This window comes from Enterococcus sp. UD-01 (assembly GCF_044909655.1).
In the GTDB taxonomy this organism is placed as follows: domain Bacteria; phylum Bacillota; class Bacilli; order Lactobacillales; family Enterococcaceae; genus Enterococcus_L.
Genome location: NZ_JBIYEU010000003.1, coordinates 49,832 through 61,717, shown reverse-complemented (window position 1 = coordinate 61,717; position 11,886 = coordinate 49,832). Strand labels below are relative to the sequence as shown.

The 11,886-nt window shown below is 40.2% G+C and carries 22 protein-coding genes; all 22 read left to right on the top strand.

Going from position 1 to position 11,886, the window contains the following annotated elements; genetic code table 11:
• Window positions 1-44: 44 nt before the first annotated feature.
• The 22 genes from tuf to rpmD all read left to right on the top strand — a co-directional run bounded on the left by tuf (window position 45) and on the right by rpmD (window position 11,886).
• A complete protein-coding gene (tuf, locus tag ABH902_RS03930; protein WP_154776693.1) occupies window positions 45-1,232 on the top strand; it encodes an elongation factor Tu in 1,188 nt (395 codons plus the stop codon).
• Window positions 1,233-1,499: 267 nt separating this feature from the next.
• Window positions 1,500-2,666, top strand: coding sequence for a class I SAM-dependent methyltransferase (locus ABH902_RS03925; RefSeq protein WP_404589250.1), 1,167 nt, complete (start codon window positions 1,500-1,502; stop codon window positions 2,664-2,666).
• Between the two features lie 339 nt (window positions 2,667-3,005).
• Window positions 3,006-3,314 carry a 30S ribosomal protein S10 gene (gene rpsJ, locus ABH902_RS03920; RefSeq protein WP_002389727.1) on the top strand — a complete coding sequence of 103 codons (309 nt, stop codon included), beginning with the start codon at window positions 3,006-3,008 and terminating at the stop codon, window positions 3,312-3,314.
• A 24-nt stretch (window positions 3,315-3,338) separates the two neighbouring features.
• The gene (gene rplC, locus ABH902_RS03915) at window positions 3,339-3,968 is read left to right on the top strand and encodes a 50S ribosomal protein L3 (protein WP_404589249.1); all 630 of its coding nucleotides are present in this window, start codon (window positions 3,339-3,341) and stop codon (window positions 3,966-3,968) included.
• Window positions 3,969-3,993: 25 nt separating this feature from the next.
• Complete coding sequence (rplD, locus tag ABH902_RS03910) at window positions 3,994-4,617, top strand: 50S ribosomal protein L4 (RefSeq protein ID WP_154776691.1); 624 nt, start codon at window positions 3,994-3,996, stop codon at window positions 4,615-4,617.
• A complete protein-coding gene (locus ABH902_RS03905; protein WP_154776690.1) occupies window positions 4,617-4,910 on the top strand; it encodes a 50S ribosomal protein L23 in 294 nt (97 codons plus the stop codon). Before rplD ends, ABH902_RS03905 begins: the two co-directional genes overlap by 1 nt.
• A 39-nt stretch (window positions 4,911-4,949) precedes the next feature.
• Entirely contained in the window at window positions 4,950-5,780 is an 831-nt protein-coding gene (rplB, locus tag ABH902_RS03900) for a 50S ribosomal protein L2 (protein ID WP_404589248.1), read from the top strand.
• Window positions 5,781-5,822: 42 nt separating this feature from the next.
• A complete protein-coding gene (rpsS, locus tag ABH902_RS03895) occupies window positions 5,823-6,101 on the top strand; it encodes a 30S ribosomal protein S19 (RefSeq protein ID WP_154776689.1) in 279 nt (92 codons plus the stop codon).
• 20 nt (window positions 6,102-6,121) lie between these two features.
• On the top strand, window positions 6,122-6,469 hold the full coding sequence (rplV, locus tag ABH902_RS03890) for a 50S ribosomal protein L22 (RefSeq protein ID WP_154776688.1): 348 nt from the start codon (window positions 6,122-6,124) through the stop codon (window positions 6,467-6,469).
• A gap of 147 nt (window positions 6,470-6,616) precedes the next feature.
• Window positions 6,617-7,273, top strand: coding sequence for a 30S ribosomal protein S3 (rpsC, locus tag ABH902_RS03885; protein ID WP_404589247.1), 657 nt, complete (start codon window positions 6,617-6,619; stop codon window positions 7,271-7,273).
• A gap of 2 nt (window positions 7,274-7,275) precedes the next feature.
• On the top strand, window positions 7,276-7,710 hold the full coding sequence (rplP, locus tag ABH902_RS03880) for a 50S ribosomal protein L16 (protein WP_002356208.1): 435 nt from the start codon (window positions 7,276-7,278) through the stop codon (window positions 7,708-7,710).
• On the top strand, window positions 7,700-7,888 hold the full coding sequence (rpmC, locus tag ABH902_RS03875) for a 50S ribosomal protein L29 (protein WP_010766220.1): 189 nt from the start codon (window positions 7,700-7,702) through the stop codon (window positions 7,886-7,888). Before rplP ends, rpmC begins: the two co-directional genes overlap by 11 nt.
• 23 nt (window positions 7,889-7,911) lie before the next feature.
• Window positions 7,912-8,178 carry a 30S ribosomal protein S17 gene (gene rpsQ, locus ABH902_RS03870; RefSeq protein ID WP_154776687.1) on the top strand — a complete coding sequence of 89 codons (267 nt, stop codon included), beginning with the start codon at window positions 7,912-7,914 and terminating at the stop codon, window positions 8,176-8,178.
• Between the two features lie 58 nt (window positions 8,179-8,236).
• A complete protein-coding gene (gene rplN, locus ABH902_RS03865; protein WP_010766218.1) occupies window positions 8,237-8,605 on the top strand; it encodes a 50S ribosomal protein L14 in 369 nt (122 codons plus the stop codon).
• A gap of 34 nt (window positions 8,606-8,639) precedes the next feature.
• Entirely contained in the window at window positions 8,640-8,948 is a 309-nt protein-coding gene (gene rplX, locus ABH902_RS03860; protein ID WP_404589246.1) for a 50S ribosomal protein L24, read from the top strand.
• Between the two features lie 26 nt (window positions 8,949-8,974).
• Entirely contained in the window at window positions 8,975-9,514 is a 540-nt protein-coding gene (gene rplE / locus ABH902_RS03855) for a 50S ribosomal protein L5 (RefSeq protein ID WP_404589245.1), read from the top strand.
• 18 nt (window positions 9,515-9,532) lie between these two features.
• Complete coding sequence (locus ABH902_RS03850; protein WP_002356214.1) at window positions 9,533-9,718, top strand: type Z 30S ribosomal protein S14; 186 nt, start codon at window positions 9,533-9,535, stop codon at window positions 9,716-9,718.
• 35 nt (window positions 9,719-9,753) lie between these two features.
• On the top strand, window positions 9,754-10,152 hold the full coding sequence (gene rpsH, locus ABH902_RS03845; protein WP_010770626.1) for a 30S ribosomal protein S8: 399 nt from the start codon (window positions 9,754-9,756) through the stop codon (window positions 10,150-10,152).
• 30 nt (window positions 10,153-10,182) lie between these two features.
• Window positions 10,183-10,719 (top strand): 50S ribosomal protein L6, encoded by a 537-nt coding sequence (gene rplF, locus ABH902_RS03840; protein ID WP_404589244.1) that lies wholly within the window; start codon window positions 10,183-10,185, stop codon window positions 10,717-10,719.
• Between the two features lie 96 nt (window positions 10,720-10,815).
• Window positions 10,816-11,172 (top strand): 50S ribosomal protein L18, encoded by a 357-nt coding sequence (gene rplR, locus ABH902_RS03835; RefSeq protein ID WP_404589243.1) that lies wholly within the window; start codon window positions 10,816-10,818, stop codon window positions 11,170-11,172.
• 20 nt (window positions 11,173-11,192) lie between these two features.
• Window positions 11,193-11,693: a 30S ribosomal protein S5 gene (gene rpsE, locus ABH902_RS03830; RefSeq protein WP_154776684.1), complete on the top strand. Its 501-nt coding sequence runs from the start codon at window positions 11,193-11,195 to the stop codon at window positions 11,691-11,693.
• A 13-nt stretch (window positions 11,694-11,706) separates the two neighbouring features.
• Complete coding sequence (gene rpmD / locus ABH902_RS03825) at window positions 11,707-11,886, top strand: 50S ribosomal protein L30 (protein ID WP_404589242.1); 180 nt, start codon at window positions 11,707-11,709, stop codon at window positions 11,884-11,886.

Genomic DNA, 11,886 nt, shown 5'->3' with positions numbered 1-11,886 from the left:
CAATAAAAAAATAAAATTCATATATTTTAGGAGGAACATTTAAAATGGCTAAAGAAAAATTTGACCGTTCTAAACCCCATGTTAACATTGGTACTATCGGACACGTTGACCATGGTAAAACTACATTAACTGCTGCGATCGCAACTGTGTTGGCTAAACACAACGGCGGAGAAGCTCAAAACTATGCTGATATCGATAACGCTCCAGAAGAAAAAGAACGTGGTATCACAATCAACACTTCTCACATCGAATACGAAACAGACGCACGTCACTATGCGCACGTTGACTGCCCAGGACACGCGGACTACGTTAAAAACATGATCACTGGTGCTGCACAAATGGACGGAGCTATCTTAGTAGTATCTGCTGCTGATGGCCCTATGCCTCAAACTCGTGAACACATCTTGTTATCACGTAACGTTGGTGTACCATACATCGTTGTATTCTTAAACAAAATGGATATGGTTGATGACGAAGAATTATTAGAATTAGTAGAAATGGAAGTTCGTGACTTATTATCTGAATACGACTTCCCAGGTGATGACACTCCTGTTATCGCTGGTTCTGCTTTGAAAGCTTTAGAAGGCGACGCTTCATACGAAGAAAAAATCATGGAATTAATGGCTGCAGTTGACGAGTACATCCCAACTCCAACTCGTGACACTGACAAACCATTCATGATGCCAGTCGAAGACGTATTCTCAATCACTGGACGTGGTACTGTTGCTACAGGCCGTGTTGAACGTGGAGAAGTTCGCGTTGGTGACGAAGTTGAAATCGTAGGTATCAAAGAAGAAACATCTAAAACAACTGTTACAGGTGTTGAAATGTTCCGTAAATTGTTAGACTACGCTGAAGCAGGCGATAACATCGGTGCTTTATTACGTGGTGTAGCTCGTGAAGAAATCGAACGCGGTCAAGTATTATCAAAACCAGCTTCAATTACTCCACACACAAAATTTAAAGCTGAAGTATACGTATTATCAAAAGAAGAAGGCGGACGTCACACTCCATTCTTCACAAACTACCGTCCTCAGTTCTACTTCCGTACAACTGACGTAACTGGTGTCGTTGAATTACCAGAAGGTACTGAAATGGTAATGCCTGGTGATAACGTTGCTATGGACGTTGAATTAATCCACCCAATCGCTATCGAAGACGGAACTCGTTTCTCTATTCGTGAAGGCGGACGTACTGTTGGTTCAGGCGTTGTAACTGAAATCGTTAAATAATTAAGACTTAACTATAGCACGAACCAGTCTAAAAAACTGGGGTACTCGGACGTAAGCCCGGAGGAATATTCCTCCGGGCTTTTTTCTTTGAAAAAAATTTTAAAACGAAGCGTTTTCTTTTGATTTATCATTTTTAAATTTAAGAATTCAGCGTTAAAATAAAGAAATGGACTACTTTTTTAATAAAAGTGAAGAAACGACGTTGATTTTTGTAACGGTCAGCGCCTACCACATGAATAAGCTAAAAGAATTATTGGAGGGATTGCAATGTTACAAAAGGAAGTCTACAATCAATTATTTAAATGGTCTTTTTCTCAAAAAACGGAGGTTACTTACTGGGACGGCTCGGTGAAGGAATATGGGCAAACAGAAGGTGAACCTGTTTTTAAAATCAAAATTAACGAAAAAATTCCAGTGAAAGATCTTGTCAATAATGCTTCACTTACTTTAGGAGAAGCCTATATGGATCGGAAAATCGAAATTGAAGGCGATATTCAAGCGTTAATTTACGATGTTTATAATCAAAAAGATGGATTTTTACACAATAAAGACTTTAAAAAATGGCTACCTAAAGAAAGTCATTCGAAGAAAAAGTCGTTAGAGGATATTCACAGTCATTATGATTTAGGGAATGATTTTTATGAGCTTTGGCTGGATGAAACGTTAACCTACTCTTGTGCTTATTTTAAAACACCGGAGGATACACTGGCACAGGCGCAAATTAATAAAGTGCATCATATTCTCGATAAGCTGTTCATTAAACCGGGCGACACATTGCTTGATATCGGCTGCGGCTGGGGTACGCTGATGTTGATTGCGGTGAAAGAATATGGGGTAAAAGCGACAGGAATTACATTAAGCGAAGAGCAATACCATCATATCCAACATATTATAGAAGCAGAACAGCTACAGGATCAGCTTAAAGTGAAATTAATGGATTATCGGGATCTAAAGGGCGAAGCCTTCGATCATATCACAAGTGTAGGGATGTTTGAGCACGTCGGTGCAGAAAATCTACAGGAATACTTTGAAGTAGTTCAACGAAATCTAGCGCCGAAAGGAACGGCCTTGATTCATGGAATTAGTCGGCAGCAAGGCGGAGCAAAAAATGCTTGGATCAATCGCTACATTTTCCCGGGCGGTTACATTCCCGGAGTAACGGAGCTGGTAGAGCATATGACGCAAACAGATCTACAAATCATTGATTTAGAAAGCCTGCGTCGTGATTATCAATTGACATTGGAGCATTGGACAAAGAACTTCCATGAAATTAAGAAAACCATAGTTGAACAAAAAGGCGACGCGTTTTATCGCATGTGGGACTTGTATTTGCAGGCCTGTGCAGCCTCATTCCAAGCTAGTAATATTGATGTCATTCAATATTTGTTGGTTCATCCTGATAACAATGATATTCCAATGCGAAGACAGGCGTAAACGATTGAAAGTATGTTTTTGTTGCAAAACAGAAGCATGCTTTTTTATTTTGACTAAAGTATGAAAAGCAGATTGAAAATGAATTTATTCTATTTTCAAAACATAGAAAAAATATCCAAATAAAAACCAGAAAAACCTTGCTATCACTGCTTTTTTATAGTACAATTACAAAGGTGCTGTTTACAGAAGTGTGAAAAGCACTGGTATATCAAGCTTTTGATCTACCGGCTAAGAAACGAGAGGTTGCGACACGCCCGGACGCTTTGCCACGAACGAGCGTGACGGAAAAATTTTCGTGGAGCTATGTCTACTTTCAAAATAGGCGAAGGAGGGAACAAGATGGCAAAACAAAAGATTCGTATCCGTTTAAAAGCGTATGAACACCGTATTTTAGATCAATCAGCGGATAAAATTGTGGAAACAGCAAAAAGAACTGGAGCTGACGTATCAGGTCCGATTCCATTACCAACAGAACGCTCACTTTACACAGTTATTCGTGCGACTCATAAATACAAAGATTCACGCGAACAATTCGAAATGCGTACGCACAAACGTCTAATCGACATTGTGAACCCAACACCAAAAACAGTTGATGCTTTAATGAAGCTTGACTTACCATCTGGTGTGAATATTGAAATCAAACTATAAAATTAAGATGATGGAGGTGTACTCATGACCAAAGGAATCTTAGGGAAAAAAGTGGGAATGACACAAATCTTTACTGAGTCTGGTGAATTAATTCCAGTAACAGTAGTTGAAGCTACGCCAAACGTAGTTTTACAAGTAAAAACTGTTGAAACTGACGGATACGAAGCTATCCAAGTTGGTTACCAAGACAAACGTGAAGTTTTATCAAACAAACCTGCGAAAGGTCATGTTGCAAAAGCAAACACGGCTCCTAAGCGCTTCATTAAGGAATTCAAAAATGTTGAGCTAGGAGAATATGAAGTAGGAACAGAAATTAAGGTAGATGTTTTCCAAGCAGGAGACATTATTGATGTTACAGGAACTACGAAAGGTAAAGGATTCCAAGGCGTTATCAAACGTCACGGACAAAGCCGCGGACCAATGAGTCACGGATCTCGTTACCACCGTCGTCCTGGGTCAATGGGTCCAGTAGCACCTAACCGTGTATTTAAAAATAAACGCCTTGCAGGACGCATGGGCGGCAACCGCGTAACAATTCAAAACCTTGAAATTGTTAAAGTGGACGCTGAAAGAAATGTTATCATGATCAAAGGTAACATTCCTGGAGCGAAAAAATCATTAATCACAATCAAATCAGCTGTGAAAGCTAAATAAGCATAAGGAAAGGAGGAACTAAGGAATGCCGAATGTAGCATTATTTAAACAAGATGGAACTCAAAATGGTGAAATCACATTAAACGAAGAAATTTTTGGAATCGAACCAAATGAATCAGTTGTCTACGATGCAATCATCATGCAACGCGCTTCATTAAGACAAGGAACTCATTCAGTAAAACACCGCGGAGAAGTTCGTGGCGGCGGCCGCAAACCATGGCGCCAAAAAGGAACTGGACGTGCCCGTCAAGGTTCAATCCGTTCACCACAATGGCGTGGAGGTGGCGTAGTTTTCGGACCAACACCACGTTCTTACAGCTACAAACTTCCTAAAAAAGTTCGTCGTTTAGCAATGAAATCTGTATTGTCAGACAAAGTTGCTGAAAACAACTTGGTTGCTGTTGATGCATTAAGCTTTGACGCACCAAAAACAAAAGAATTCAAACAAGTACTTGCAAACTTATCTATCGATGCAAAAGTATTAGTTGTTCTAGAAGCTGGAAATGATTTCGCAGCATTGTCTGCACGTAATCTACCAAACGTTTCTGTAGTAACTTCTGATAACGTAAGTGTTCTAGATATCGTTTCTAATACAAAAGTATTGGCAACACAAACTGCTCTTACTCAAATTGAGGAGGTGCTTGCATAATGAACTTACTAGACGTAATCAAACGCCCAGTGATCACTGAAAAATCCATGCTTGCTATGGACGAAAAGAAATACACGTTCGAAGTGGACACTCGCGCAAACAAAACTTTAGTAAAACAAGCTGTAGAAGCAGCTTTTGCTGATGTTAAAGTGAAAAACGTAAACATCATCAACGTGCGTCCAAAATTCAAACGCATGGGCAAATATGCAGGATATACTAAAAAACGTCGCAAAGCTGTTGTGACATTAACAAACGATTCAAAAGAAATCCAAATTTTCGATGCTGCTGAATAAGCAGTCCATGTTTAATTACTAAATGGGAGGGAAAAAGACGTGGCGATTAAAAAGTACAAACCTACCACAAATGGCCGTCGTAATATGACAACGTCTGATTTCGCTGAAATCACGACATCAACACCAGAAAAAACGTTGTTGGCGCCATTAAAAAACAATGCCGGTCGTAATAACAACGGTCGTATCACTGTTCGTCATCAAGGTGGCGGTCACAAGCGTCAATACCGTTTGATCGATTTCAAACGTAATAAAGACAACGTCGTAGCGGTTGTTAAAACAATCGAGTATGATCCAAATCGTTCTGCTAACATCGCGTTAGTACATTACGAAGACGGAGTTAAAGCATACATCTTAGCACCAAAAGGATTAGAAGTAGGTATGCGCCTAGTTTCAGGTCCACAAGCAGATATTAAAGTAGGGAACGCACTACCATTGGAAAACATTCCAGTAGGTACTGTTGTTCACAACATTGAAATGAAACCTGGTAAAGGCGGTCAATTGATCCGTTCTGCTGGAACAAGCGCTCAAGTGCTTGGTAAAGAAGGCAAATACGTATTAATCCGTTTGAACTCTGGTGAAGTTCGTATGATCTTAGCAACTTGCCGTGCAACAATCGGTGCGGTTGGTAACGAACAACACGAATTAATCAACATCGGTAAAGCCGGCCGTTCTCGTTGGATGCGTAAACGCCCAACCGTTCGTGGTAGCGTAATGAACCCTAACGATCACCCACACGGTGGTGGTGAAGGTAAACAACCAATCGGACGTAAAGCGCCAGTTTCACCTTGGGGACAACCAGCTATCGGCTTGAAAACTCGTAACAAAAAAGCTAAATCAGACAAACTTATTGTTCGTCGTCGTACTAAATAATTTTTTTGACCATGTGTCGTACATTTTGAGAGGAGGTTCACCATGGGTCGTAGTTTGAAAAAAGGGCCTTTCGCTGATGAGCATTTAATGAAGAAAGTAGAAGCTCAACAAGGTGCCGAAAAGAAAAAAGTTATCAAAACTTGGTCTCGCCGCTCTACAATTTTTCCACAATTTGTTGGATTTACAATTGCTGTATATGATGGACGTAAACACGTTCCAGTATACATTCAAGAAGATATGGTAGGACATAAATTAGGTGAATTTGCACCAACTAGAACTTATCGTGGCCACGCTGCCGACGATAAAAAAACAAGACGCTAATTTGAGGGGAGGATATCCAAATGGCAGAACAAATCACATCAGCTAAAGCGACTGCTAAAACAGTTCGCGTTTCTCCTCGTAAATCACGTTTAGTAATTGATCTTGTTAGAGGGAAAAGCGTTGCAGACGCAATTTCAATTTTAAAGTTCACGCCGAACAAAGCTGCTGGAGTTATTGAAAAAGTTTTAATGTCAGCAGTAGCTAACGCTGAAAACAACTTTGACTTAGACGTTGAAAACTTGGTAGTCTCTGAAGCTTATGTTAACGAAGGACCAACAATGAAACGTTTCCGTCCGCGTGCAAAAGGTTCAGCATCACCAATCAACAAACGTACAAGTCATATCACTGTCGTTGTATCAGAAAAATAATCTGTGTACTAAAGCAGATATTACTAGATAAGAGGAAGGTCACTTATCTCTAGGTGTTTTTATGCTTTGAGATAACTGGCATCAAGCCTCAAAAAAGAAACTTGTTTCAAAAAAACAAGTGTCACCAATTAAGAGGAGGGACAATCAGTGGGTCAAAAAGTACATCCAATTGGAATGCGTGTAGGCATCATCCGCGACTGGGATGCAAAATGGTATGCTGAAAAAGAGTATGCTGAGTTCTTACACGAAGATTTAAGAATCCGTAAATTTATCGCGACAAAACTTGCTGATGCCGCTGTGTCTACAATTGAGATTGAGCGCGCTGCAAATCGTGTGAACATTTCAATCCACACAGCTAAACCAGGTATGGTTATCGGTAAAGGCGGATCTGAAGTCGAAAACCTAAGAAAAGAATTAAACAAACTAACTGGCAAACGAGTTCACATCAACATCGTTGAAATCAAAAAACCAGATTTAGATGCAAAATTAGTGGGCGAAGGAATTGCACGTCAATTAGAAAACCGTGTTGCTTTCCGTCGTGCGCAAAAACAAGCGATCCAACGCACTATGCGTTCAGGCGCTAAAGGAATCAAAACACAAGTATCAGGTCGTTTAAACGGTGCTGATATCGCTCGTTCAGAAGGTTACTCTGAAGGTACAGTTCCACTTCATACTTTGCGTGCAGATATTGACTACGCATGGGAAGAAGCAGACACAACTTACGGAAAATTAGGAGTTAAAGTGTGGATTTACCGTGGAGAAATTCTTCCAACGAAAAAAAACACTGAGAAAGGAGGGAAATAATCATGTTAGTACCTAAACGTGTGAAACACCGTCGTGAATTTAGAGGTAAAATGCGTGGTGAAGCCAAAGGCGGTAAAGAAGTAGCATTTGGTGAATGGGGTTTACAAGCAACAGAATCTCACTGGATTACTAACCGTCAAATCGAAGCTGCCCGTATCGCTATGACTCGTTATATGAAACGTGGCGGGAAAGTATGGATTAAAATTTTCCCTCACAAATCATATACAAGCAAAGCTATCGGTGTTCGTATGGGTAAAGGTAAAGGGGCTCCTGAAGGCTGGGTATCACCAGTTAAACGTGGCAAGATCATGTTTGAAATCGCAGGCGTACCTGAAGAAGTAGCTCGTGAAGCTCTTCGTCTTGCATCCCACAAATTACCGGTCAAAACTAAGATTGTAAAACGTGAGGAAATGGGTGGTGAATCGAATGAAGGTTAAAGAAATCAGAGAATTAACCACTGCCGAAATGCTTGAAAAAGAAAAGCAATTCAAAGAAGAATTGTTTAATCTTAGATTCCAACTAGCAACAGGTCAATTAGAAAACACTGCACGTATTAAAGAAGTACGTCAATCGATTGCACGCATCAAAACAGTATTGCGTGAACAAGCTAACTAATAGTGGAAGGAGGCCAAACGCGTATGACTGAAGAAAGAAATCAACGCAAAGTTTACCAAGGACGTGTCGTTTCAGATAAGATGGACAAAACAATTACGGTTGTCATCGAAACAAAGAAAAACCACCCTATTTACGGTAAACGTATGAAATATTCTAAAAAGTACAAAGCTCATGATGAAAACAACACTGCAAAAGTTGGAGACATCGTAAGAATCATGGAAACTCGTCCATTATCAGCTACAAAACGTTTCCGCTTACTAGAGGTAGTCGAAGAAGCAGTTATTATCTAATAAAACGAGATTTTCCTATATAGATTGAAGCATAAAATCTGAAAGGGGGATACACATCGTGATCCAACAAGAAAGCCGATTAAAAGTTGCAGACAACTCTGGTGCACGTGAAATCTTAACGATTAAAGTACTAGGTGGTTCTGGACGTAAAACTGCTAATATTGGGGACGTAATTGTTGCTACGGTCAAACAAGCAACGCCAGGTGGAGTTGTTAAAAAAGGTGAAGTAGTAAAAGCCGTTATCGTTCGTACAAAATCAGGAGCTCGTCGTACTGACGGTTCTTATATTAAATTTGATGAAAATGCTGCGGTTATTATCCGTGACGATAAGAGCCCGCGTGGAACTCGTATCTTCGGTCCTGTTGCACGTGAATTGCGTGAAAACAACTTCATGAAGATCGTTTCTCTAGCACCAGAAGTATTATAATCAGGACGCGTATCAAAGGAGGTGCGAAACAATAATGTTTGTTAAAAAAGGCGATAAAGTAAAAGTTATCTCTGGTAAAGACAAAAACAAAGAAGGCGTTGTATTAGCAGCGTTCCCTAAAAAAGACAAAGTCATCGTTGAAGGTGTCAACATCATGAAAAAACACCAAAAGCCTAGCCAAGCAGCGCCGCAAGGTGGCATCTTGGAAGTTGAAGCGCCAATTCATGTTTCTAACGTGATGGTACTTGACGGTAATGGTGTAGCTGGTCGTGTTGGCTACAAAGACGTCGATGGTAAAAAAGTCCGTGTTTCTAAAAAAACCGGTGAAGTCTTAGATAAATAGATTATAAGAAAGGAGGCTGCAAAAGCATGAACCGCCTGAAAGAAAAATATATCAAAGAAATCACACCAGCTTTGGTGGAAAAATTTAATTATAGTTCGGTTATGCAAACACCTAAAGTTGATAAAATCGTTATCAATATGGGTGTGGGTGATGCCGTATCAAATGCAAAAAACTTAGATAAAGCTGTTGAAGAATTAGCCTTGATCACAGGTCAAAAACCATTGATCACGAAAGCTAAGAAATCAATCGCTGGCTTCCGTCTTCGTGAAGGTATGCCAATCGGTGCGAAAGTTACTCTACGCGGAGAAAGAATGTACGAATTTTTAGATAAATTAGTAACAGTTTCTCTACCTCGTGTACGTGACTTCCACGGTGTAAGTAAAAAAGCCTTTGACGGACGCGGTAACTACACTTTAGGTATTAAAGAACAATTAATCTTCCCAGAAGTTGATTATGATTTAGTAGATAAAGTACGTGGTATGGACATCGTTATTGTTACAACAGCTAACACAGATGAAGAATCTCGTGAGTTGTTGACACAATTAGGTATGCCATTCCAAAAATAAAATAAGGAGGCGAACTACGTGGCTAAAAAATCAATGATTGCTAAAAACAAACGCCCTGCCAAACATTCAACACAAGCTTACACTCGTTGTGAACGTTGCGGACGTCCACATTCAGTTTATCGTAAATTTCATCTTTGCCGTATTTGCTTCCGCGAACTTGCCTATAAAGGTCAAATTCCCGGCGTGAAGAAAGCTAGCTGGTAAACAAGTAAACTCGCATAAAGGAGGTAAATAGTTCAATGGTCATGACAGATCCTATTGCAGATTTCCTAACTCGCATTCGTAATGCCAACATGGTAAAACATGAGAGCTTGGAAGTACCTGCGTCAAAAATCAAACGTGATATCGCTGAAATCCTGAAACGTGAAGGATTCGTACGCGATGTAGAATATATCGAAGATGACAAACAAGGCGTAATTCGTGTTTTCCTTAAATACGGTAAAAACGAAGAACGTGTTATCACAAACTTAAAACGTATTTCTAAACCAGGTTTACGTGCTTATGTCAAATCTGATGAAGTGCCTAAAGTCTTAAACGGTCTAGGAATCGCGATTATCTCAACTTCTGAAGGTGTTATCACTGATAAAGAAGCAAGAGCAAAAAATATCGGCGGCGAAGTAATCGCCTACGTATGGTAATTTAAAAAATACACAAGGAGGTGTCTCTAAGTGAGCCGTATTGGTAATAAAATCGTTGTACTTCCTGCTGGCGTTGAAGTCAAACAAGAAGGAAACAACGTGACTGTAAAAGGACCAAAAGGTGAATTGACGCGCGAATTCTCTTCTGATATCACAATGAATATCGAAGGAAATGAAGTAACATTCACTCGTCCAAACGATAGCAAAGACATGAAAACAATTCACGGAACTACTCGTGCCAACTTCAACAACATGGTTGTTGGTGTAAGCACAGGCTTCGAAAAAGGACTTGAACTTATCGGGGTTGGGTACCGTGCTCAAATGCAAGGAACAAAATTGATTCTTAACGTTGGATACTCTCATCCAGTTGAAATCACACCACCTGCTGGTGTAACAGTTGAAGTTCCGTCAAACACACAAGTTGTTGTAAAAGGCGCTAACAAAGAACATGTTGGTGAACTTGCAGCAAACATCCGTGGTGTTCGTCCTCCAGAACCTTATAAAGGCAAAGGAATCCGTTATGTTGGCGAATTCGTACGCCGTAAAGAAGGTAAAACTGGTAAATAATAGTACTTTGGACGTTATTTTTCAACCTTGGTTGGAAGATAACCTTCAAGTAGCTATCGCAGCTTAAATGCTAGCAAATACAAAGAGGTGACAATTGTGATTACAAAACCAGATAAAAATAAAACACGTCAAAAGAGACATCGTCGTGTACGTAACAAAATCTCTGGTACTGCTGAGTGCCCACGCTTGAACGTTTTTCGTTCTAACAAAAACATCTACGCTCAAATTATTGATGACGTAGCGGGTGTAACGCTAGCAAGTGCCTCTGCCTTAGATAAAGAAATTTCAGGTGGAACAAAAACAGAAACAGCTGCAGCTGTGGGTAAACTAGTTGCTGAACGTGCTGCTGAAAAAGGCATTAAAGAAGTAGTCTTTGACCGTGGTGGATACCTTTACCATGGCCGCGTGCAAGCTTTAGCTGAAGCAGCTCGTGAAAATGGACTAGAATTTTAGGAGAAGGAGGAACACCATTCATGGTTTATATTGATCCAAAACACTTGGAATTAGAAGACCGCGTTGTAGCAATCAACCGCGTAACTAAAGTTGTTAAAGGTGGACGTCGTCTACGTTTCGCTGCTTTAGTCGTTGTGGGAGATAAAAACGGACACGTAGGTTTTGGTACTGGTAAAGCACAAGAAGTACCAGAAGCGATCCGTAAAGCAATCGAAGACGCGAAGAAAAACTTAGTTGAAGTGCCTATGGTTGGTTCTACTATCCCTCACGAAGTGATCGGAGTCTTTGGTGGCGGCCGTATCCTTATGAAACCTGCTGTAGAGGGTTCTGGGGTAGCTGCTGGCGGACCAGTTCGTGCCGTATTGGAATTAGCTGGTGTGTTAGATATCACATCAAAATCATTAGGTTCAAATACACCAATCAACGTTGTTCGTGCAACTGTTGAAGGGTTAAAACAATTAAAACGTGCCGAAGAAGTGGCAGCACTTCGCGGTAAATCTGTAGAAGAAATCTTAGGATAAGGAGGACATAAGAATGGCTGAATTAAAAGTAACATTAAAACGCAGCGTGATCGGACGTCCTCAAAACCAAAGAGATACAGTAAAAGCTTTAGGTTTAGGAAAAGTAAACAGCTCTGTTGTGAAGCCTGCCAATGAAGCAATCAAAGGCATGATCAACACTGTGTCACACTTAGTGGACGTTGAAGAAGTTTAA